This window comes from Thioclava sp. JE_KL1 (genome assembly GCF_009296265.1).
Classification (GTDB): Bacteria; Pseudomonadota; Alphaproteobacteria; order Rhodobacterales; family Rhodobacteraceae; genus Thioclava.
Window position 1 is genome coordinate 316,466 of sequence record NZ_WBJS01000001.1, and the last position, 21,208, is coordinate 337,673.

Here is a 21,208-nt window from a genome sequence, read left to right on the forward strand (position 1 = left end):
CCTTATTGCCGAGTGAGGCGGCCTTTTCCATAGAGCGTGTCGGTCTCGATCTTGTCGACCTGCAAACCGCCCTTCGGGCTCGGCTCGTAATAGAGGGTGAAGGCGAAGCGGCTCTTTTCCTTCATGTCCTTTTCCGAGAACCCTTCGAGCCTGCGATATTCGCCCGAACAGACGAGCTTCTTGCCATCGGGCTTCGGATCGAACAGGCGCACCTGCGAGCGCCGCGCGCCGTCATACATCTTCACGTCAAGCTTGCAGGCCTCGTCGCGCGGCACATCGCGCAGCACGGCATAAAGCGCGGTCAGCGGATCGACCGTGCCGCCCTGTTTCGCGGGATCGACATCGCGGGGCTTGGGCTTGCGCGGCGGCTGCTGGCTGACGGAAACGGGCGTGCCGTTGTTGTAGACGATCTGGTGCTTGGATTTGCGCCCCGGTGCGTCGTCCACCTCGGAATACTTGAGCGGGGTGAATTTCTGGCCGTCGTGAAGCCCCGAGACGCTGGCCGAAAACTTGATCTTGCGCAGCAGCCCCACGAGGCCAGCCGTCTGCAGCACACCATTCGCGCCATAGGCGCCATCGGTGATCTTGCCGTTGATCGCCAGCTCCCCCGCGCGGATGCCTTTCAGCACCACATCGAAGACGATCTTGTCGCTTTGCTCGGCGCGTGCGGGCGCTGCGCCAAGGGGCGCGATCACCAGCGCCGCTGTCAACGCAGCGGTCAAGGCGCGGGGCAAGCGGTTCGAAAGAGATGTCATTGGCATCCTCGTGTCAGGAATTTCCCATTGGCTCTGGACATAGGTCGCAGGGTGCAGGCAAGTAACCGTTAAGTCTTCACGTCTGATGTCATTTTTGACACGAATACCCAAAATCAGCGAAAGCCTGCCGATGACCAAACAAAGCCCCGCCGACCTCGCTCCGCGCATTCTGGCCTCCGATCGCCGCGCCTTGGCCCGAGCGATCACGCTGGTGGAATCGGGCCGGGCCGAGCATCGCGCGCAGGCGGTCGAACTGCTCGATACGCTGGCGGGCGAAGGGCGTCAGGCGCTGCGCATCGGGCTTTCGGGCACACCGGGCGTAGGCAAATCCACCTTCATCGAAGCCTTCGGGATGATGCTGACCGCGAAGGGGCTGAAGGTCGCCGTGCTGGCGGTCGACCCGTCCTCGGCGCGCTCGGGCGGCTCGATCTTGGGCGACAAGACCCGGATGGAGCGGCTGTCGCGCGATCCGAACGCTTTCATCCGTCCCTCGCCTAGCCAAGCGCATCTCGGCGGCGTCGCGCGGCGTACCCGCGAGGCGGTGTCGCTGTGCGAGGCGGCGGGCTTCGACGTGGTGCTGATCGAGACCGTGGGCGTCGGCCAGTCCGAGACGCTCGTGGCCGAGATGGTGGATCTGTTCGTGCTGCTAATGGCCCCGGCGGGCGGCGACGAGCTGCAAGGCGTCAAGCGCGGCATCATGGAGATGGCCGACCTGATCTTGGTGAACAAGGCCGATGGCGATCTGAAACCGGCCGCGATGCGCACAGTCTCGGATTACGCTGGTGCGCTGCGCCTGTTGCGCAAGCGGCCGCAGGACCCCGAGGGTTTCCCCAAGGCGCTGCCGGTCTCGGCGATGGAAGAGAACGGGCTGGAGAAGGCCTGGGACGAGATGACCGCGCTGGCCGAGTGGCGGCGCGCGAACGGGCATTTCGATCAGCGCCGGGCCGAGCAGGCGCGGCATTGGTTCGAAGCCGAGGTCCGCGAAGGACTTCTTGCAAGACTGCGTCAGGACCCGGAGATCCGGGCAAAGATGCGCGAGCTTGGCGATGCCGTGGCCAGCGGCGAAAGCGCGGCCTCGGCGGCCGCAGCCGAGATGCTGGAGCAGTTGGGCGGCTGAACGCCGCCCTACCCGGCCCCGCTCACATATCGCTTTCTTTCTTGTCCAACGTGGGCTCGGTATGTTCCGGCTCCCCGTGGGTCATGTCTTCATGTGAAATCTGCGGATCGGCGACCGGTGCGCTCTCCGGCGTTGCCGCGGCGGGTTGATCGCGGTTGAGATCGACCGGGATGTCCACGACCATCAGACCCGTCTTCTCGAAGCGCAGGTTGAGCGTGACCATGTCGCCCTGATGGAGCGGCTGGTTCAGCCCCATGAACATGACGTGATCGCCGCCACGCTGCAGGACATGCTCGCCCTTCGCGGGGATCTCGAAGCCTTCCTTGACCTCGAGCATCTGCATCTCGCCATTCGGCCCTTGTTTGTGGGTGTGCAGCTCGACGCGCGCGGCGACGTTCGAGCTGACCGAGAGAAGGCGATCGTCGAGATCGGAGATATTCTTGATCTCCATGAAGGCCGCCGCCGATTTCGACATTGGGGTCGAAACCCGGACGTAAGGATCGAGGATCTGGATCGGCTCGGCAGCGAAGGCGGGGAGAGCTGCGGCGATCAGGGCCGCGCTCATCAGGTATTTGCGGATCATTTGCGTCTCCTGTGGGTGTGTTCGTCTGAAAGTTTGGGGGTCAGACGGGCATGGGCGGTCCGCGAGCGCGCGGCACCACGACAGCCTGCGCCTGCGCGGCCTCGGGCTCCACCGTCTCGACGCTGCGCCCCTCGCCCTTCGGCGGTGTCGGCAGAGCCGGCGCGAGCGCGACGGCGGCCATCATCGCCAGCACCATGTCGGGGCAGATATGGGCGGGGCCAGTCGGGTTGCCCTCGACATCGACGCTGACCGTGGTCACGCCGTAGCCGGTGCAGACCACCACCTCGCCCGCGACGCGCGCCTGACCGCGTGCGACCGCCATCGTCATGCTGGTCATGGCCAGCATGAGCGCCGCGGCGATCCCAATTGGCAACTTGAAGCGCGTCCTCCACATGGCGCTCACACTAGCGTGACGACGCAGGGAGGGAAATACGGCAGATAAAGCCGCATAAGCAAAAACCCCGCGCCGAGGCGCGGGGTTTTTGTAACGGTGGATCCGGAAAGGATCAGGCGGCTGCCTGAGCTTTCGCGATCGCTTTCTTGATCTTCAGAGCATTCACCGACAGCTCTGCATCCTTCGCCTTGGCGAGGAACGCGTCGAGACCGCCGCGATGGTCAACCGAGCGCAGGCCGGCTGCGGAAACGCGCAGCTTGAAGCTCTGGCCCAGGGTGTCCGAGATCAGGGAGACATCGTTCAGGTTCGGCAGGAAGCGACGACGCGACTTGTTGTTCGCGTGGCTCACTTTGTTGCCCGTCGTGGGGCCCTTGCCGGTCAGTTCGCAAACGCGCGACATGGCATTCTTCCTTCGTTTCTTACCTGGCCGAAGTTACGCGAATCGCGCGCCCGGCCCCAACATGAGAAGGCGCCGCATGGCAGCGCCCGAAAATCTGTTGGCGCGGAATACGGGCAATGGCGTCTCGCGTCAAGTCGCCCAAGCCGTTTTTATGCCCCTCACGCATCGCTTAAGGGGCGGTTTTACCAGCCACGCTGGGCCAGATGGCGCAAACCCTGGGTCACATCGGTGCGCACGGCCAATCGAAGCGCCGGTTCGTCGCCCGCACGCAGTGCCGAGAGAATCATCCGGTGGTGGCGCGGCGGCTCGTTGCGCTGCAGCTTGGTGTAGACCGCGCGCATCGTCGGCCCCAGCTGCAGCCAGACGGTTTCGATCACCGCGAGCATCGCGGGCGCCTGCGCGCGCAGATAGAGCGTGCGGTGGAATTCGAGGTTCGTGCGGATGTAGCCCACCGCATCCTGTTTCGCGACGGCCTCGGCATTGGCGACGTTGATCGCGCCAAGACGGTCGATCAGCGCGAGGTGGGCGCGCGGCAGTGCACGGGCCGACAGCTCCGGCTCGATCAGTGCGCGCAGCGCCGCCAACTCCTCGATCCGCTCGTTCGACAGTTCCGGTGTGGCCACCCGGCCCGAACTCGACAGCGTCAGCGCCCCTTCCGCCACCAGTCGCCGCAGCGCCTCGCGCGCGGGGGTCATGGAGACACCGTATTGCTTGCCCAAGCCCCGCAGCGTCAACGCGGTGCCCGGCAGCAACTCCCCCACCATGATCTGCTGGCGCAAGGCGCGGTAAAGCCGATCATGCGCGGCGGTCTCGATGGGGCGTGTGGAAATCGTGGTCATGCGCTTTTTGTGATCACGTTAGCAGCCGGGGTCAATCTCGAAACCGGATCGCATGCAGCGCGGACCCTTCACGCTTGAGCCAGGCGCGCTCTGACTTGAAGCTCGGGCGGAGGGATTCGACGACGCGCCAGAAGGCAGGCGAGTGATTCATCTCCTCGAGATGCGCGACCTCATGGGCCGCGACATAGTCGAGCACTTCCGGCGGCGCCATGATCAGCCGCCAGCTATAGGACAGCGCCCCGGTGGAGCTGCACGAGCCCCAGCGTGAGCGCGTGTCGCGAATCGTGATCTTGGCGAAGTCGCGCCCGATCTCGGAGGCATAGCGCGCGCTGGCCGCATGGAGCCGCATCCGGGCCGCGTGTTTGAAAAAGGTCTCGACCCGCACCCCCAGCCGAGCGGGGTCTTCGGGCACCAAGAGCCGCGCGCCGTCGATCTTCGGGCTGCTCAACCGTGCGGGCTCCAATGTCAGCATCTGCCCCTCGAAGGGGATGCCTTGCCCGAATCGTACCGCCTGCGCGGGCGGAATCGCCCCGAGGGTTTTGCGCAGCCATTCGGTTTGCGAGCGCGCGAAGGCCAAAGCCTCGCGCTCGGACGCACCCCGCGGGATCGTGAGCGCCACCCGGCCGTCCACCCGCGACACCCGCAATGAGAACCTGCGCGCGCGCCCGGAGCGGCGGAGAACCAACTCCACCTCAGGCAGTTCGGGAATGGGGGGCATGCGGGACAGAAGCTTTCTCCGAAAGGTTCGACAGCGAGGGGTGGCCCGCGGGTCGCAGCCCGACCAGAAAAGGCACGAAAAGGCTTTGACACCCTGCCCGGCATGTGGCAGGTGGCTGCGACTCTGCTGGATTAAGTGCGCAGGAGAATTCCATGCCGAAAGAGGAATGGGGCGTCAAGCGTCTGTGCCCGCATTGCGCGAGCCGCTTTTACGACCTGAATAACGACCCGATGACCTGCCCGGTCTGCAACAACACCTTTACCCTCGAGGCTCTGACCTCGGGCAGCGGTCGTACGCTTACGACCGACAAGACGTCGTCTCAGAAAGACGATGACGTCAGTCTCGGAGATGACGATCTCGACACCGATGACGGTGACGTGGATCTCGACGACGATCTGCTCGACGACGACGACGATGACGACAATGTCTCGCTCGATGACATCGCGGATGTCAGCACCGAGGATAAGGAAGACAACTGATCGGCTGGGCCGCTCGGGACCATTGATCAAGGCGCGACGGGAAACCGTGGCGCCTTTTTCTTTGGCGCGGCACCCTGCCCCGGCACGCGGCCTCGCGCCCGGTTTCCGGGTGCAGATGAAGGCTGACGTTCGGGAAGGTAAGAGTGACGAAATTTTCGCGCGGTTCGGGGCGAAATTCCTCTTGCACCGCCGCGGCGCTTTGCCTATACGCCTCCCCACACAGCGGGGCTACCCGCTGGACCTCCGGTGGGGCCATAGCTCAGTTGGGAGAGCGCTTGAATGGCATTCAAGAGGTCAGGGGTTCGACTCCCCTTGGCTCCACCAAACAAACTTCGCGACGTCGAAAACCCCGCCCCTCGTGGCGGGGTTTCGCGTTTCCGAGGGTTTTGTTTTCTGAAAGCAGCTGAGCATCACGGCGCTCCCGACAGACGCCTGAGAGAGCCTCGAGAGGACCTCCAAGCGTCTTGCCTTTGGACCCCGCCCGGGAGAGGACGCAGAGCGTCGATCAGCGCCCATAGCCACCCTTCAAACATCTCCGCGGCACCCCACCACCCATGCGCGACCCGGAGCTCCTCTCGCAGCGCAGCGAGAGCTTGTCGGACGAGGCAACTCTAAGAACGACCGAGGGCCCACGGCGCAACATGCACGACCGACAGAGCGCGCAGACAACGGCGCGAACGACAGGCATGGCCTGCAAGGCATTGGTTTTCAGTAGGAGGGGGAAATGGCGGACCCGGGACGATTCGAACGCCCGACCCCTTGATTCGTAGTCAAGTGCTCTATCCAGCTGAGCTACGGGTCCGCTTATGTGGGGCGATGTAACGGCCACGTCGGAGCGATGCAAGAGCAAATTCGAGGCAATTTTGGAAAACCGTCAAAATTCTTGGATGCCCTCGCGGAAGCCCTGAAGATCGGCACGCACCTCCCGGAACGTAACCCCGCGCAGGCTCAGGAAATTGCGCCCGCGCCCTTCTCGGAGGCGCAATCCAGCGCGATATCCGAGGGCAGGAAGATCCGGAACTCGGTGCCGTTGCCGTCGGTCCGCACCAGGTCCAGACGCCCGCCATGGCCACGAATCAACTCTGCGGCGATGGCGAGGCCCAGCCCCGTGCCGCCTGCACGGGTGCCGCCTGTGAAGGGCTTGAAGAGATGCTCACGCGCGGTCTCCGGCAGGCCGGGGCCGCTATCCTGGACGCGAATCCACCAGCCATCCGCATTCTCGCCCGCGCCGATCTCCACCGTGCCGTTCTGACCGGTCGCCTCGATCGCCTGTCGTGCGTTGCGCACGAGGTTGTTGAGCACGCGATAGAGCTGCTCGCGGTCGGCGCGGATCACCAGATTCGGCGGCATGTCGGTGACGAAATCGACGAGCGGGCCTTCGCTCGGGTGCTCTTCGTTCTCCAGAACCTCCTGCGCCAGTTCGCCGAACATAAAGCGCGACAACGTCGGCGGCGGCTCCTTGGCCTTGCCGAAGGCGAGCGTCGTTTCGCACAGGTTGATCGCGCGCTCGATCGAGCCGGTCAGCTTCGGGGCGGCGCGCTTCACGCCGGGATCGTCCGAACTTTCCATGCGGTCGGCAAAGAGTTGCGCCGTGGTCAGGATGTTGCGCAGGTCGTGGCTGATCTTGGCGACCGCTTGGCCCAGCTGCGCGAGCCGCTCCTTCTGGCGCAGCGACGCGGTGAGTTGCTGCTGCATCGAGGCCAGCGCCTCTTCCGCCACGCGCAACTCCTCGACGCTGGCCTGCGGGGTTATGATGCGCCGCGCATCCTCGGGCGCGTCCGCATAAGAAGACATATGCGCGACCAGCCGCTTGATCGGCACGACCATCAGCCGGCGCACGAGGAGGAACAGCAGAACGGCGGTGATCACCGAGAAGACCGCCGAGATCGACAAGAGCCGCAGCCCGTATTCGACCATCGCGATCCGCATCGGTTCGGTCGCGAGCGTCACCTCGATCACGATACCGCCCTTCTGCACCGGCTGACCCAGCACCCGGATCACGCGATCCCCAGAATCGAAGAGCGCGTGGACCGCATCACGAATCCGCGTCCATTCGGTCGAATCGCGCAGGTCGTAGGTTTCGGTCACCGGAGAGGGAATCGGCGAGGACAGCACCAGCTGCCGCGCCGCATCCCTGCGCAGCACCACGTTGAAGACGCCCGCGTTGGACAGAAGCTCTTTTTCCAGATCGGGCGCGATAGTGGTGTCGGTGGTCAGAAGCGCAAGCGAGGCGATCTGCGCACGCTCGAGTCGCGTCAAAAGATAGTCTTCGCGAAAATTCGCCAAACCCGGCAAAAGGATCAACGCCTCGGCGAGCACCACGAAAACCGTGGTCAGGATCAGAAACCGCCCTGAAAGAGTGTTCACTTTCATCGCCTATCAAACGCAAGGCCGCCCCACAGGATCGGCCCGTCCCCTTCAATGTCACTCTTGATGCACCGCCGGTCAGGATGCAAGGATACCGTCCCCTGCGTCAGCCGCGCTTTGCGCACAAGATAGGCGGCTCGCGCAGAAGGCAAAACCCCGTGAGCGGTCACGATCCGTGGGAAGCGACCGGAAAAGCCGGAAAAAACCCGCTTTGGCGAATTGACTTGGAGGGGAGAGGTCACTAAAGAGCGGCTTCGAAATGCTATCTGGCCCTCGAATCCTGTTTCTGGGCCCGAACCGGAGTGAAAACGATGAAACGCACGTTCCAGCCGTCGAACCTCGTTCGCGCCCGTCGCCACGGCTTCCGCAGCCGCATGGCCACGAAGGGTGGACGCCGGGTTCTCAACGCCCGTCGCGCGAAGGGCCGTAAGCGTCTGTCGGCTTAAGGCCGTTACAGCCGCGACTGGCTTTTGACGCCGCCGGATGCTTTTCGCAGATCGGGCCCTCGGGTCGGATCGGTGAAAAGACCGGCGGCTTCGCTATTTTGCGCGTCGTTTATTCGCCGGAGGTCGCCTGATGGCCGCCATACGCTCAGATGATCCGTCTCGTCCGACCGCGGTTCTACGACAGCGGGCGGATTTCCTGAAAGCGGCCTCGGCGCAGCGTAAGGGGATGCCCGGCTTTCTGCTGCAGGCGCGCAAGCGCCGCGAAGACGAGCCCGTCGCCCCCGACCTGATCCGCGTGGGTTTCACCTGCTCGAAGAAGCTCGGCAACGCGGTGGCGCGCAATCGCGCGAAACGGCGTCTGCGCGAAATCGCCCGCGCCGTTCTGCCCAAGGCGGGTCGGCCGGGCTGGGACTATGTTCTGGTCGGGCGCCCCGAGGCGACCGCCACCCGCAACTTCGCCGCCATGCTGGCCGAATTCGAGACCGTACTCACGGTCATTCACGATTTGCCGATCTCCCCGCCGCGCCCTCGCAAACCCAAGGGGAGCAAACGCAAATGAACCCCCTCGCCCGAATCCTCGCCCTGCCGGTTCATGCCTATCGCCTGCTGCTGAGCCCCTGGATGGGGCATGGTTGCCGCTACCAGCCGACCTGTTCGTCCTATGCGCTCGAAGCGCTCGAACGGCATGGTGCGGTGAAGGGTGGATGGCTGGCCGGGAAGCGGCTCCTGAGCTGCCACCCCTGGGGCGGGCATGGCTATGACCCGGTGCCCGGGGCCGATCCCGAATTTGACGCCGCCCATCGTTGCGCCCATGCGCATGACGCGAAGGACACTCCAGATGCTTGATGACGAAGACAGCCCGATCCATCCGCTTTTCGCAGGCGCACCCTCGACCACCGAGTTCAAGAAGCTGCGCAAGCGCATCGTGCGCGAGACCCGCGAGGCGATCGAGAAATACGGGATGATCGAACGCGGGCAACGCTGGCTGGTCTGCCTCTCGGGCGGCAAGGACAGCTATACGCTCCTGGCCGTGCTGCATGAGCTACAATGGCGAGGGCTGCTGCCGGTGGAGTTGCTGGCCTGCAATCTCGATCAGGGCCAGCCGGGCTTTCCCGCGACCGTGCTGCCGGAATTTCTCGAGAAAATGGGCGTGCCGCATCGGATCGAATATCAGGACACCTATTCGATCGTGATGGACAAGGTCCCGCAGGGCCGCACCTATTGCGCGCTGTGCTCGCGGCTGCGGCGCGGCAACCTCTATCGGATCGCACGCGAGGAAGGCTGTTCGGCGGTCGTGCTGGGCCATCACCGCGACGACATCTTGGAAACCTTCTTCATGAACCTGTTCCACGGCTCGCGCCTCGCGACGATGCCGCCGAAACTGCTGAATGAGGAAGGCGATCTCTTCGTCTATCGCCCGCTCGCCTTCGTCTCCGAGGCCGATTGCGAGAAATTCGCCCGCGCGATGGACTATCCGATCATCCCCTGCGACCTCTGCGGCTCTCAGGACGGGCTGCAGCGCCAGCAGGTGAAGATGATGCTCGACGGCTGGGAGAAGAACGCCCCCGGCCGCCGCAACAAGATGTTCAAGGCGCTGATGAACGCGCGCCCCTCGCATCTGTGCGACCCCTCGATCTTCGATTTCGCGGGGCTCGAGCGCCGCGCGGAGGGTGAAGCGGATTTTAAAGAAAACGTCCCGGTTTTGCGCGAGCGCGATTAACCGGCTGAACACCAATGACGTCTAGCCTTGCTGGCGAAGGGGGCCTTTAGGGGCCCGCATGTGCCACGGGGGTAGGTGTCATGGGAAATGACGGGGGCAAGCGCGCCGCCCGCAAATCAGAGCTGCGCGCACGATATAACGGCAAGCCGGGTCCGGTTCTACTCCGACGCGAGATGATCGCCTTTTTGCCCGCCTGCGGGCTCGCCCTGCTTTGGGTCGGGCCGGAGGCGATGGTGCTGATCGGTCTGACCGCGATTCTGGTGGGCTGGATGACACGCCCCCTGCCCGTTCCGCCCGAGATCGACGAGGAGGGATGCGACCCCGCGACGGGCCTGCTGCCGCCGAGTGCCGCGATTTCCGAGATGGCCGCCTCCTTGCAGGACGCGCAGCAGCGCAATCGCCCGACCGGGTGCCTGATCCTCGGGCTCGACGCCCCCGATCAGGTGCTGCGGCGACTCCACCCAAAGGAATTCGACCTTCTGCTGCGCCGGATCGGCGAACGGCTACAGGCGCAGTTGCGCAGCGGCGATGTGGTCACGCGCTGGGACGGCGCGCGTTTCGCGGTGCTGCTGCGCCCGACGCCGCGGCTTGGTCTCGAAGGGATGATCCAGCTTTGCGGTCGCCTTCAGGAAGCGGTGAGCGAGCCTTACGTGATTGCCGAGCAGACGCAGCAGATCACCATGCATATCGGATTTCACCTCGTGGGCCGAAGTGCCGCGGCCCCGGCCTATCGCGACGACGCGGCCACGCAGGCCAAGGCTGACGCGCGCGCCAACACAGAGGCGGAGGCAGCGCTCTCGCGCGCCGAGACCGCGGCCAACCGCGCGATGCAGTCCGGCCCGGGGGCGATCCGTTCCTCCCGCTCGGACAAGATCGCCACGAAAGACCCGGGCCCGCATCCGCTGTCCGCCAGTGTCGGAGAGGCGCTCGAAGCGGGCCATATCAAGGCGTTTTTCCTGCCGCAAATTTCCACCGACACAGGCGATATCAGCGGATTTCAGGCGATTCCGCGCTGGCTTCATGCGCAGCGCGGGATTCTGACCGAACGCGAGATACTCCCCGCAATCGAGGCGGCAGGGCTGGGCGCGCGCTTTTCCGAGGTGATGCTTTACGCGGCCTTCGGCGCGCTGCGCGACATCGCCCGCGACGGCAGCGATTTCGGCCCGGCTTCGCTTCCCTTCCTGCCCGGACAGATGAGCGACCCGAAACTGGCCGAGCGGCTGGCCTGGGAATTCGACCGCTTCGAGATCGCCCCGAACCGGCTGCGGCTGATCGTCCCGCAGGCGATGGTGGCGCGGCTCGACGATCCGGTCTGCAGCCATACGCTACACGCGATCAAGCGCCTCGGCTGCCTGATCGAACTGGCGGGCTTCGGCTCCGGTCCTGTCTCGGCGGAGACAATCCGCCAGATCGGGCCGCAGCGGCTGCGCATCCATCGCTCGCTCACGGCAGAGATCGACCACAATCCAGAACACCAGCGCCTGACCGCCGCGATCGTGTCGATGGCCGAAGGTCTTGGGCTGGAGACGCTCGCCGAAGGTGTGCCGGGGATCGCCGAACACGCGATGCTGTGCCAGTTGGGCTGCTCGGCGGTGCAGGGCCCGGCGATTGCCGCGCCGATGCCGATCAGCGAAATCCTCGAATGGGCGGAACGCCATCGCACCAAGCTCGACGCCACGCCGCAAATCGGCAGGCGTTGAGCCACCCCAAAGACCGGGCCGCAGAGCGAGTCGCAAACCGGGCTTTGGGGCTGCGCCCCCCGGATCCGGGCCAAAAGCGTGATGGCAAACCATGCCCGATCCACTGTTTCAAGGGAAAATGGCTTGACCTTTGGCTGCCCCTTCTGTTGAACCCATGCAAGTTTTCGACAGGCTTGTGGAATTAGGGTTTCATGGACAACCAAAACAAGAATCTCATTCTCGCGGTGGTGCTTTCCGCGCTCGTGCTGGGCGTCTGGACCTACTTCTTCCCGCCCACGGAAGACACGACAACGGCACCGAGCCAACCGGTCGCGGAGCAAAGCGCTACGCCCGAAGGCACTGATATCGCACCGAAGACCGCCGCCGACTCCACAGGCGCGCCGGTCGATACGGCGACGATGTCCCAAGCCGCGAGCTCCCAGTCCCAGAGCGCCGCGCGGATCGAGATCGACACCCCCGCGGTCGAGGGCTCGATCTCGACTCTCGGCGGGCGTTTCGACGACCTCTCGCTCAAGAAATACAAGGAAACGCTGGCCGAGGATTCGCCCGACGTGCGTCTTCTGTCGCCGATCAGCGGCGATACCGGCAATTCGACCCTGCCCTATTACGTCGTCTATGGCTGGCTGCCCGCAGGCGGTCTGCCCGGCGATCAGGTGCCCGGTCCGAACACGGTCTGGACGCAGGTCGGAAACGGCAAGCTCACGCCCGACACCCCGGTCACGCTGCAATGGGACAATGGCAACGGCCTGACCTTCCAGCGCGAGATCTCGGTCGACGACAAGTATCTTTTCACGATCAAGCAGTCGGTGCAGAACGGCACCGACGCCGCGGTAAAGCTTGCGCCTTACGGCATCATCGCGCGTCACGGCATCCCGCAGGAGCGCCGCGTCTACGTGCTCCACGAAGGCCTCGTGGCGATGGATGACGGCAATCTCGAAGAGATCAAGTACAAGAACATTACCAAGCTCGACAACAAGGGCGCCGAGGGTCAGGCCGAGATCAAGCAGGTGCAGGACGCCGGCTGGACGGGCTTCACCGACAAATACTGGCAGACCGTTCTGGCGCCGATCTCGGGCCCGTTCACCTCGGTCGTGAAATATTCGGGCGAGAAGTCCGACATCTACCAGACCGAGACCCGCCTGCCGGTGATCGACGTCGCGCCGGGCGCCAAGGGCGACGCGCAAACCCACCTCTTCGCCGGTGCGAAGGAATGGGAAACCCTGCGCGACTATCAGGACAATGTCCCGATCCCGAAATTCGTCGACTCGCTCGACTGGGGCTGGTTCTACTTCCTCACCAAGCCGATGTTCCGCCTGCTGCACTTCCTGCATGGCGCGATCGGCAACATGGGCTGGGCGATCATCGCACTGACCTTCATCATCAAGCTGATCGTCTTCCCGCTGGCGCGGAAGTCCTACATCTCGATGGCGCGCATGAAAGAGCTGCAGCCCGAGATGGAGAAGATGAAGGAAGCTGCCGGCGACGACCGCCAGAAGATGCAGCAGGGCATGATGGAGCTGTATAAGAAGCACAAGGTGAACCCCGCCGCGGGCTGTCTGCCGCTTCTGATCCAGATCCCGATCTTCTTCTCGCTCTATAAGGTGATCTACGTCACGATCGAGCTGTATCACGCGCCGTGGATCGGCTGGATCCATGACCTCTCGGCCCCCGATCCGACCTCGATCCTGAACCTGTTCGGCCTACTGCCCTTCGCAGCGCCCGATCCGGGCTCGCCGCTCTTCATCCTGTCGCTCGGTATCCTGCCGATCCTGCTGGGTGTGTCGATGTGGTTCCAGCAGCGTCTGAACCCGGCGCCGACGGATAAGACGCAGGCGATGATCTTCGCTTGGATGCCGTGGGTCTTCATGTTCATGCTGGGCAGCTTCGCCTCGGGCCTCGTGCTGTACTGGATTACGAACAACACCATCACGTTCCTCCAGCAGTACACGATCATGTCGATGCACGGGAAACGCCCGGATCTGTTCGGCAATATCAAAGAGAGCTTCCAGCGGAAGAAACCCGCCGAAGAGAAGAAATGAGCGCAACGCTCTCTCGCATCTACCGACATCCGATCAAGTCGATCGGGGTAGAGGAACTGAAGGACGCGTCCCTTGAAGAGGGGCGCGTCTTGCCTTGCGACCGGGAGTGGGCGGTGCTGCACGAGCGCTCCAAGGTAGGTGTCGGCGCGGAGGGACGTGCCGATAGCTGGGGGCAGAAGATCAACTTCGTGATCGGGCGCTCCGCGCCGGGGCTGATGGGGGTCACCTCTCGGATGCTCGATAACGGGCACATCTTGCTGGAGCATCCCGAGCAGTGGCATCTCGAGATCGACCCCGAGCGCGAAGCCGACCAGCGCAAGCTATTCGAATGGCTGCGCACCTTCTGGCCGGACAGTGCGCCGCGCCCGACCGCGCTGGTGCGCGGGCCCGACCGGGCCTTCACCGACGATCCCCTGCCCTATGTCTCGCTGATCGGGCAGGCGTCGCTCGACGATCTTTCGGCACGGGTGGGCAAGCCGATCGACCGCCGCCGCTTCCGCGCCAATCTCTGGGTCGAGGGCTGGGAGCCCTTCGCGGAGATGGACCTGATCGGCAAAACGGTGCGCGTTGGCGAGGCAGAGCTGCAACTGCGCGCCTGTATCGAGCGTTGCCGTGCGACGGACGCCAATATCGAGACGGGCGAACGCGATATCGACATGCTGGCAGAGCTGGAAAGCCATTACGGGCATACCGACCTTGGCGTCTTCTGTCTCGTCACCAAACAGGGCCGCATCGCGCGCGGCGACAAGATCGAGGTACTCTGATGGAGTTGAATTTCCCGCTGGCCGAGGCCCCCGACGATTTTTCGCGTGAGCGCGGGCGCAAGCTTTTCGCCGCACCCGTCGAGTTCCTCAAGGGCGTCGTCGCAATGAAGGGGCTGCCGCCTGCCGACCGGATCGAGGTCTGCTTCGCGGGCCGCTCCAATGTCGGCAAGTCGAGCCTGATCAACGCGCTCACGAACCGTCGCAACCTTGCGCGGGCGTCGAACACGCCGGGCCGGACGCAGGAGATCAACTATTTCACCACGCAGGACGGTCCCTATCTGGTCGACCTTCCGGGCTATGGTTTCGCACAGGCCCCCGTCGCGGTCGTCGCGAAATGGCAGGCGCTGCTGAAGGATTACCTGTCGGGCCGCGCCACGCTGCGCCGCGCCTTCGTGCTGATCGACACGCGCCACGGCGTGAAAGCGGTGGATGAGGAAATCCTGACGCTACTCGACCGCGCTGCCGTCCCCTTCCAGGTCGTGATGACGAAGGCCGACAAGGTCAGTGCGAAGGATTGCGAGAAGGTGCTGGATCAGGTGCGCAAGGCGCTGGCGAAACACCCAGCCGCCTTCCCCGAGATCGTGCTGACCTCTTCCGAGAAGGGCGACGGGATCGAGACGCTGCGCGCGATCATCGCCGGGCTGGAGTAACCCCCTGCCCGGCTGCTGTCGTTACTTGCCGAGGCAGTAGCGCATCACCGCCTTTTGCGCGTGCAGACGGTTCTCCGCCTCGTCGAAGATCACCGAGGCCGGGCCGTCCATGACGCCGCTCGTCGCCTCGTCGTTGCGATGCGCGGGCAGGCAATGCATGAAAAGCGCGTCGGGCTTGGCGTGGGACATCAGCTCCTCGTTGACCTGATAGGGACGCAGCTGGTTGTGGCGACGCTCTTTCGCGGATTCCGGGTCGTGCATCGACACCCAGGTATCGGTGACGATCAGATCGGCGCCTTCGACGGCCTTGACCGGATCCCGCTCGATAGTGATCGGGTGGCCCGCCTTCTCGGCCACGTCCAGCCAAGCGCGCTCGGGGTCGAGCGTTTCCGGCCCAGTGAAGGTCAGATCGAAGCCGAACTGCGCGGCGGCATGGGCGAAGCTCGCGAAGACGTTGTTGCCGTCGCCCGACCAGACCACTTTCTTGCCCGCGATCGGCCCGCGCTGCTCTTCATAGGTCATCACATCGGCCATGATCTGGCAGGGGTGGGTGCGGTCGGTGAGACCGTTGATCACCGGCACCGAAGCATATTCGGCCATCTCGAGCAGGGTTTCCTCCTCAAAGGTCCGGATCATGATCAGATCGACATAGCGCGACAGAACCCGGGCAGTATCGGCGATGGTCTCGCCATGGCCCAGCTGCATATCCGCGCCCGAGAGCACCATCGACTGGCCGCCCATCTGACGCACGCCGACATCGAAGCTGACGCGCGTCCGGGTCGAGGGCTTCTCGAAGATCAGAGCGACCATGTGACCGGCGAGCGGCTGCTCGTCATCGGGCGCGCCTTTCGGGCGACCATTGCGGGCCTGCTTCATGGCGATGCCTTGGTCGATCATGGACCGCAGCGCGGCGGGGTCGGTTTTGTGGATATCGAGAAAATGGTTCATCGGTTTGTCTTTCGTGGAGGGGCCTGAGGGGCTGTCCGCCCCGCTGCGCTCCCGCGCAGCCCCCGAGGATATTTACGCCAAGAGGAAGTCAGGCGGCTTTTTCGAGTTGCGACGCGGCGGCATCGAGACGGGTCACGGCCTCGGCCAGATCGGCCTCGGAAATGTTCAGCGCGGGCAGAAGGCGCAGCACATTGTCGGCAGCCGGCACGGTCAGCAGGTGCTGATCGTAGGCGGCGGCGACCATGTCGGTCGGCGCGCGCTTGCATTTGAGCCCCAGCATCAGCCCGGTGCCGCGCACGCTCTCGAACGTGTCGGGATGCGCGGCGATCAGCCCTTCGAGCTTCTGGCGCAGGAGCCCAGCCTTCGCGTTGACTTGATCGAGGAAGGCGGGCTCGGAGACGATCTCCATCACCTTCGCGCCGACAGCGCAGCCCAGCGGGTTGCCGCCATAGGTCGAGCCATGCGTGCCCGCGACCATGCCGGAGGCGGCGTCCTCGGTAGCCAGCACAGCGCCCAGCGGGAAGCCCCCGCCGATGCCTTTCGCGACCATCATGATGTCAGGGGTGATGCCCGCCCATTCATGCGCGAAGAGCCGCCCCGAGCGGCCCACGCCGCATTGCACCTCGTCGAAGATCAGGAGCGCGCCGGTCTCGTCGCAGAGATCGCGCAGCCCCTTCAGGCATTGATCGGGCACCGGCCGGATACCGCCCTCGCCCTGGATCGGCTCGATCAGGATGGCGGCGGTCTTGTCGGTGACGGCGGCCTTGAGCGCCTCGTGATCGCCCCAGGGAAGCTGGGTGAAACCGGGCAGCAGCGGGCCGAAGCCTTTCACCATCTTTTCCGAGTTCGGCGTGGCCGAGATCGCCCCGGTGGAGCGGCCGTGGAAGGCGCCATCGAAGGTGATGATCTCGGTTCGATCTTCGCCCTTCGAGGACCAGTATTTCCGCGCCATCTTGATCGCGAGTTCCGCAGCCTCGGTGCCGGAATTGGTGAAGAAGACCGTATCGGCGAAAGTCTTCTCGACCAGCGCGTCGGCCAGCGCCTGCTGCTGCGGGATCTGGTAGAGGTTCGAGACATGCCACAGCTTGCTCGCCTGCTCGGTCAGCGCCTCGACCAGTTCGGGGGCGGCATGACCCAGCGCATTCACCGCAATCCCCGCGCCCATGTCGAGATATCGGGTCCCGTCCGCCGTCTCCAGCCAGGAACCCTCGCCCTTCACGAAGGCGAGCGGTGCGCGATTATAGGTCGGCAAAACGGAGGGGATCATCGGGTCAAACTCCAGTAAGAGAAGGCAAATGCGTGCAACAGTCCCGGGGGGCTGTCAACATTCAGGGGCCTAAGGTCAGCGATTTGGGATAGGGTGTGGCGGCATGCCACGGCAGATCGGACGTCAGGCGCTTCAGCGGCGACGTCGGGGACGGGTGATATATGCGGTCCGTGCGATCATGCGTTTGCGCTTACGCCGGGGCAGCGCGGAAGTAAAGAGGGTTTAGCCAAGCGTCACGTCGAGGAACATCATCAGGATCAGCCCGAAAAGCAGCCCCGCGGTCGCGCGGTTCTGGTGCCCGTTGCGATGGGTCTCGGGCAGGATCTCGTGGCTGATGATGTAGAGCATCGCCCCCGCCGCGAAGGTCAGCCCCCATGGCAGCAACGCGCCGGAGACCGACACGGCAGCCGCGCCGACCAGCGCGCCCACGGGTTCGACCGCCCCGGTCATCGCGGTGACGAAGAAGGCTTTGCGGCGGGTATAGCCCTGCCCGATCAGCGCGACGGCCACAGCCAGCCCCTCGGGGATGTCCTGCAGCGAGATGCCGGTCATCACCGAGAAGCCATTCTCGTTGCCCGCGCCGAAAGCGACGCCGATCGACAGGCCCTCGGGGAAGTTGTGGATCGTGATCGCGATCACGAAGAGCCAGATCCGCGCCAGTTGCGCCGCGTCTGCCCCTTCGCGCCCGGAGGTGAAGTGCTCGTGCGGCAGGGTTGCGTTCAGCCAGGCAACGAAGCCCGCGCCGATGGCAATGCCGATCGCGGCGATGGCGGCGGCGACCCAGACCGAGCCGAACATGGTCTCGGCCACGTCGATGCCCGGCAGGATCAGCGAGAAATACGAGGCCGAGAGCATCACGCCCGCCGCGAAGCCCAGCATCGTATCGGCTGTGCGCTGGCTCATGGAGCGCCCGAGCAGCGCCGGGATCGCCCCGGCGGCCGTTGCGACGCCCGCCACCATGCCGCCCATAAGGCCGAGCCAAATCTCGTTCACGCCGCTCTCCTTTTCGTGTTCGCCCGGCGAGATGGGAACGGATCGCGCATGATTGCAAGCCTTGCGATGGGTGATTGCGCAAATTTCGAGGGATTGGTAAGGAAACTTAACCACGGAGAGAGGAACACCCATGCCCGTCATCACCTCCATCGCCGATCTGAAACGTCTGCATAAGCGCCGCACGCCGAAGATGTTCTACGATTACGCGGAGAGCGGCTCGTACACCGAGCAGACCTTCCGCGAGAATACCGAGGACTTCGCGCAGATCCGCCTCAACCAGCGGATCGCGCGGGACATGACGGGGCGCACGACGAAATCGACGATGCTGGGTCAGGAGGTCGCGATGCCGGTGGCGCTGGCCCCGGTCGGGCTGACGGGGATGCAGCGCGCCGATGGCGAGATCAAGGCGGCGAAGGCTGCGGAGAAATTCGGCGTGCCCTATACGCTCTCGACCATGTCGATCTGCTCGATCGAGGACGTCGCCGAGAATGTCAGCCAGCCCTTCTGGTTCCAGATCTACACGCTGACCGATGACGACTATAACAAGCGCGTGCTGGAGCGGGCACGGGCGGCAGGCTGTTCGGCGCTGGTGATCACGGTCGATCTGCAACTGCTGGGCCAGCGGCACAAGGATCTGAAAAACGGCCTCACCGCGCCGCCGAAATTCACCCCAGCCGTGCTGGCGGATCTGGCGACGAAATGGCGCTGGGGCATTGAGATGCTGCAGACCAAGCGGCGTTTCTTCGGCAATATCGTGGGCCATGTGGACAGCGCCGCCGACCCGGCCTCGCTGTCGTCGTGGACCGCGGAGAAGTTCGACCAGTCGCTGAACTGGGACCGGATCAAGCAGCTCATGGATATGTGGGGCGGCAAGGTGATCCTGAAGGGGATCCTCAGCGAGGAAGACGCCGAGATGGCCGCCGCGACCGGGGCCGATGCGATCGTGGTCTCGAACCATGGCGGGCGTCAGCTGGACGGGGCGCTCAGCTCGATCCGGATGCTGCCGAAGATCGTCAACGCGGTCGGCGACAAGACCGAGGTCTGGCTGGATTCCGGTATCCGCTCGGGTCAGGACGTGCTCAAGGCGCTCGCGCTTGGCGCGAAGGGCGTGATGATCGGGCGCGCCTATGTCTACGGTCTGGGCGCGATGGGCGAGCCGGGCGTGACCAAGGCGCTGGAGGTTATCCAGAAGGAGCTCGACACCTCGATGGCGCTGTGCGGCGAGCGTCGGATCGAGGATCTTGGCCGGGACGATCTGCTGATCCCCAACGGCTTCTTCGACACCTATTCCTGAGGGCGAGCTCCTAAGGGTTTAGGCGCTTCTCGAAGAACCGGTCGGGATAGGGATCGTCGTTGAAGCGGTCGATCTCGTCCCAGCCGAAGCGGTGATACATGGCGACCGCTTCGGGCAGCGCCGAATTCGTATCGAGCCTCAGATGCAGCTGGCCCAACTCACGCGCCGCCGCCTCGATCGCCTCCATCAACTGCCGCGCCAGCCCGAGGCCGCGCGCGGCAGGCGCGATCCAGACGCGCTTCACCTCGGCATAATCCGCCCCGCCCTTCAGCGCCGCACAGCCCACCGGCACTCCATCGGACAATGCGAGCAGGAAGGTGCCACGGGGCGGGCGCATATCGTCGGCCTCGGGATCTTTCGACAGGTTCACATCGAAGCCACCCTCGAACCGGGCGGCAAGTTCCGCGTAATACTGCGCAAGACAGTCCCGCGCCCGCGGATCGAGCGGATCGCAGGGCACGATCTCGATCTCCGCGCGGGTCAGTGCGGTCGCGATCAGGTCCATCGCCGCCAAGAGCGCTGACTGATCGGGATGGCGCGAGAGGATATCCGCCGCTTGCGCATCAGAGAGCCGTTCGTATTCCGCGAATTCCGCCTGCCCCGCCTCGGTCAGCAGCGCGATGCGCCGCCGCCCGTCTTCGGGATCGTCCTCCACGACCACCAGCCCTTCGCTTTCCAACCCGCGCAGCAGACGGCTCATCAGCCCGGAGTCGAGCGCCAGAGCCTGACGCAGCTTCGCGACATCGCCCTGCCCGCGCCCGATCGCATTGAGCACCCGTGCAGAGCCCAGCGGTCGCCCGCGATCGAGAAACGAGGAGTTCAGCGCGCCCACCTGCCGGGTGACGGCCCGGTTGAATCGGCGTATATGTGCGAGTGCGTCCATGGGAATACCTGACCTGCATCCGAGATTATTTCTGACATTAGTCAGATATCCTTCTATAGCAACCCGGATTCCGCCGCACCGTCGCTTTCCCCTTGCCATCACGGCCAATCCCGAGTATCCGCGCGGCTTCATGGGCCCGACACCCTTGGAGGCGGCCCATCACTTTGACAAATTGGAGACCAGTTATGGCAAAAGAGATCGAAACGATCGAAGCCGTGGCGCGTACGGGGACGGGCAAGGGGGCCGCTCGGCAAGCGCGTCGTGAGGGCCTCGTGCCCGGTATCGTCTACGGCGACGGCAAGGACCCGGTTGCAATCAACCTCGACTACAACCGCCTGATCACCCGCCTGCGTAAAGGCCGCTTCATGTCCACCCTCTTCAACCTGAAGATGGACGGCCAGGAAGATGTCCGCGTGATCTGCCGCGGCGTTCAGAAAGACGTCGTCAAGGACCTGCCGACCCACGTCGACTTCATGCGCACCCACCGCAACTCGCGCATCTCGCTCTTCGTGCATGTCGAGTTCATCAACCACGAGAAGGCGCCCGGCCTGAAGCGCGGCGGCACCCTCGTCGCAGTGCGTCCGGAAGTCGAACTCAACGTTCTCGCCGGTGATATCCCCGAGCAGATCGTGGTCGACCTCGAAGGCAAGCAGATCGGCGACACCATCCACATCTCCGACGTGGACCTGCCGAAAGGCGCCAAGCCGACCATCGAGCGTGACTTCGTGATCGCGAACGTCGCTCCGCCGAAAGGCTTCGGTGGCGGTTCCTCCGACGAGGACGAAGGCGAAGAAGCCAGCGAAGAAGCGACCGAAGAGTAATTCTTCTTCCGATGAGATTTTCGAGACGGGG

General features: G+C 64.4%; 23 protein-coding genes and 2 tRNA genes. 13 read left to right on the forward strand and 12 right to left on the reverse strand.

Annotation, left to right across the window (positions count from 1 at the left end):
- Nucleotides 1-2: 2 nt before the first annotated feature.
- Nucleotides 3-755, reverse strand: a complete 753-nt coding sequence (locus tag F8R15_RS01300) for a DUF3108 domain-containing protein (RefSeq protein WP_152843030.1) — start codon at nucleotides 753-755, stop codon at nucleotides 3-5.
- Between the two features lie 130 nt (nucleotides 756-885).
- On the opposite strand from F8R15_RS01300, the gene meaB reads away from it, so the two are divergent.
- Entirely contained in the window at nucleotides 886-1,872 is a 987-nt protein-coding gene (gene meaB, locus F8R15_RS01305; protein ID WP_078539792.1) for a methylmalonyl Co-A mutase-associated GTPase MeaB, read from the forward strand.
- Between the two features lie 22 nt (nucleotides 1,873-1,894).
- On the opposite strand, the gene F8R15_RS01310 is transcribed toward meaB, so the two are convergent.
- The 5 genes from F8R15_RS01310 to F8R15_RS01330 form a co-directional block, all read right to left on the reverse strand.
- Nucleotides 1,895-2,455, reverse strand: a complete 561-nt coding sequence (locus F8R15_RS01310; RefSeq protein ID WP_152843032.1) for a copper chaperone PCu(A)C — start codon at nucleotides 2,453-2,455, stop codon at nucleotides 1,895-1,897.
- Nucleotides 2,456-2,495: 40 nt separating this feature from the next.
- Entirely contained in the window at nucleotides 2,496-2,828 is a 333-nt protein-coding gene (locus tag F8R15_RS21370) for a hypothetical protein (protein WP_172976136.1), read from the reverse strand.
- A 133-nt stretch (nucleotides 2,829-2,961) separates the two neighbouring features.
- Nucleotides 2,962-3,249: a 50S ribosomal protein L28 gene (gene rpmB / locus F8R15_RS01320; RefSeq protein ID WP_078519735.1), complete on the reverse strand. Its 288-nt coding sequence runs from the start codon at nucleotides 3,247-3,249 to the stop codon at nucleotides 2,962-2,964.
- A gap of 182 nt (nucleotides 3,250-3,431) precedes the next feature.
- The gene (locus F8R15_RS01325; RefSeq protein ID WP_078519736.1) at nucleotides 3,432-4,088 is read right to left on the reverse strand and encodes a GntR family transcriptional regulator; all 657 of its coding nucleotides are present in this window, start codon (nucleotides 4,086-4,088) and stop codon (nucleotides 3,432-3,434) included.
- 31 nt (nucleotides 4,089-4,119) lie between these two features.
- Entirely contained in the window at nucleotides 4,120-4,806 is a 687-nt protein-coding gene (locus F8R15_RS01330; protein WP_152843036.1) for a M48 family metallopeptidase, read from the reverse strand.
- Between the two features lie 152 nt (nucleotides 4,807-4,958).
- Here F8R15_RS01330 and F8R15_RS01335 point away from each other — a divergent pair, with 152 nt between their 5' ends.
- Together F8R15_RS01335 and F8R15_RS01340 are read left to right on the forward strand one after the other, a co-directional pair.
- Nucleotides 4,959-5,285 (forward strand): TIGR02300 family protein, encoded by a 327-nt coding sequence (locus F8R15_RS01335; RefSeq protein ID WP_078519738.1) that lies wholly within the window; start codon nucleotides 4,959-4,961, stop codon nucleotides 5,283-5,285.
- 248 nt (nucleotides 5,286-5,533) lie between these two features.
- A tRNA-Ala gene (locus F8R15_RS01340) sits at nucleotides 5,534-5,609 on the forward strand.
- 401 nt (nucleotides 5,610-6,010) lie between these two features.
- On the opposite strand, the gene F8R15_RS01345 is transcribed toward F8R15_RS01340, so the two are convergent.
- Together F8R15_RS01345 and F8R15_RS01350 are read right to left on the reverse strand one after the other, a co-directional pair.
- A tRNA-Arg gene (locus F8R15_RS01345) sits at nucleotides 6,011-6,087 on the reverse strand.
- 146 nt (nucleotides 6,088-6,233) lie between these two features.
- Nucleotides 6,234-7,658 (reverse strand): HAMP domain-containing sensor histidine kinase, encoded by a 1,425-nt coding sequence (locus F8R15_RS01350; RefSeq protein ID WP_078539797.1) that lies wholly within the window; start codon nucleotides 7,656-7,658, stop codon nucleotides 6,234-6,236.
- A 305-nt stretch (nucleotides 7,659-7,963) separates the two neighbouring features.
- On the opposite strand from F8R15_RS01350, the gene rpmH reads away from it, so the two are divergent.
- From rpmH to yihA, 8 genes are all read left to right on the forward strand, one after another.
- Nucleotides 7,964-8,098 (forward strand): 50S ribosomal protein L34, encoded by a 135-nt coding sequence (gene rpmH / locus F8R15_RS01355; protein WP_075776231.1) that lies wholly within the window; start codon nucleotides 7,964-7,966, stop codon nucleotides 8,096-8,098.
- A 130-nt stretch (nucleotides 8,099-8,228) separates the two neighbouring features.
- Nucleotides 8,229-8,657: a ribonuclease P protein component gene (rnpA, locus tag F8R15_RS01360; RefSeq protein ID WP_152843039.1), complete on the forward strand. Its 429-nt coding sequence runs from the start codon at nucleotides 8,229-8,231 to the stop codon at nucleotides 8,655-8,657.
- The gene (yidD, locus tag F8R15_RS01365) at nucleotides 8,654-8,944 is read left to right on the forward strand and encodes a membrane protein insertion efficiency factor YidD (protein WP_152843041.1); all 291 of its coding nucleotides are present in this window, start codon (nucleotides 8,654-8,656) and stop codon (nucleotides 8,942-8,944) included. Before rnpA ends, yidD begins: the two co-directional genes overlap by 4 nt.
- Nucleotides 8,937-9,818 carry a tRNA 2-thiocytidine(32) synthetase TtcA gene (ttcA, locus tag F8R15_RS01370; RefSeq protein WP_152843043.1) on the forward strand — a complete coding sequence of 294 codons (882 nt, stop codon included), beginning with the start codon at nucleotides 8,937-8,939 and terminating at the stop codon, nucleotides 9,816-9,818. The genes yidD and ttcA overlap by 8 nt, the downstream gene beginning before the upstream one ends.
- 80 nt (nucleotides 9,819-9,898) lie before the next feature.
- On the forward strand, nucleotides 9,899-11,518 hold the full coding sequence (locus tag F8R15_RS01375; RefSeq protein ID WP_152843044.1) for an EAL domain-containing protein: 1,620 nt from the start codon (nucleotides 9,899-9,901) through the stop codon (nucleotides 11,516-11,518).
- Between the two features lie 191 nt (nucleotides 11,519-11,709).
- Entirely contained in the window at nucleotides 11,710-13,557 is a 1,848-nt protein-coding gene (gene yidC / locus F8R15_RS01380) for a membrane protein insertase YidC (RefSeq protein WP_152843046.1), read from the forward strand.
- Nucleotides 13,554-14,321, forward strand: coding sequence for an MOSC domain-containing protein (locus F8R15_RS01385; protein WP_152843048.1), 768 nt, complete (start codon nucleotides 13,554-13,556; stop codon nucleotides 14,319-14,321). Before yidC ends, F8R15_RS01385 begins: the two co-directional genes overlap by 4 nt.
- Nucleotides 14,321-14,971, forward strand: a complete 651-nt coding sequence (gene yihA, locus F8R15_RS01390) for a ribosome biogenesis GTP-binding protein YihA/YsxC (protein ID WP_152843050.1) — start codon at nucleotides 14,321-14,323, stop codon at nucleotides 14,969-14,971. Before F8R15_RS01385 ends, yihA begins: the two co-directional genes overlap by 1 nt.
- 21 nt (nucleotides 14,972-14,992) lie before the next feature.
- Here yihA and argF read toward each other — a convergent pair whose 3' ends face one another.
- The 3 genes from argF to F8R15_RS01405 form a co-directional block, all read right to left on the reverse strand.
- Nucleotides 14,993-15,919, reverse strand: coding sequence for an ornithine carbamoyltransferase (argF, locus tag F8R15_RS01395; protein ID WP_078519747.1), 927 nt, complete (start codon nucleotides 15,917-15,919; stop codon nucleotides 14,993-14,995).
- An 88-nt stretch (nucleotides 15,920-16,007) separates the two neighbouring features.
- A complete protein-coding gene (locus tag F8R15_RS01400) occupies nucleotides 16,008-17,186 on the reverse strand; it encodes an aspartate aminotransferase family protein (protein ID WP_152843051.1) in 1,179 nt (392 codons plus the stop codon).
- Between the two features lie 222 nt (nucleotides 17,187-17,408).
- Complete coding sequence (locus F8R15_RS01405; protein ID WP_078520030.1) at nucleotides 17,409-18,155, reverse strand: ZIP family metal transporter; 747 nt, start codon at nucleotides 18,153-18,155, stop codon at nucleotides 17,409-17,411.
- 154 nt (nucleotides 18,156-18,309) lie between these two features.
- On the opposite strand from F8R15_RS01405, the gene F8R15_RS01410 reads away from it, so the two are divergent.
- Nucleotides 18,310-19,473, forward strand: a complete 1,164-nt coding sequence (locus F8R15_RS01410; RefSeq protein ID WP_078519749.1) for an alpha-hydroxy acid oxidase — start codon at nucleotides 18,310-18,312, stop codon at nucleotides 19,471-19,473.
- Between the two features lie 10 nt (nucleotides 19,474-19,483).
- Here the strand turns inward: F8R15_RS01410 and F8R15_RS01415 are convergent, their stop codons facing one another.
- Nucleotides 19,484-20,356, reverse strand: a complete 873-nt coding sequence (locus F8R15_RS01415; RefSeq protein WP_152843052.1) for a helix-turn-helix domain-containing GNAT family N-acetyltransferase — start codon at nucleotides 20,354-20,356, stop codon at nucleotides 19,484-19,486.
- Nucleotides 20,357-20,541: 185 nt separating this feature from the next.
- On the opposite strand from F8R15_RS01415, the gene F8R15_RS01420 reads away from it, so the two are divergent.
- Complete coding sequence (locus F8R15_RS01420; protein ID WP_078569525.1) at nucleotides 20,542-21,177, forward strand: 50S ribosomal protein L25/general stress protein Ctc; 636 nt, start codon at nucleotides 20,542-20,544, stop codon at nucleotides 21,175-21,177.
- Nucleotides 21,178-21,208 lie beyond the last annotated feature (31 nt).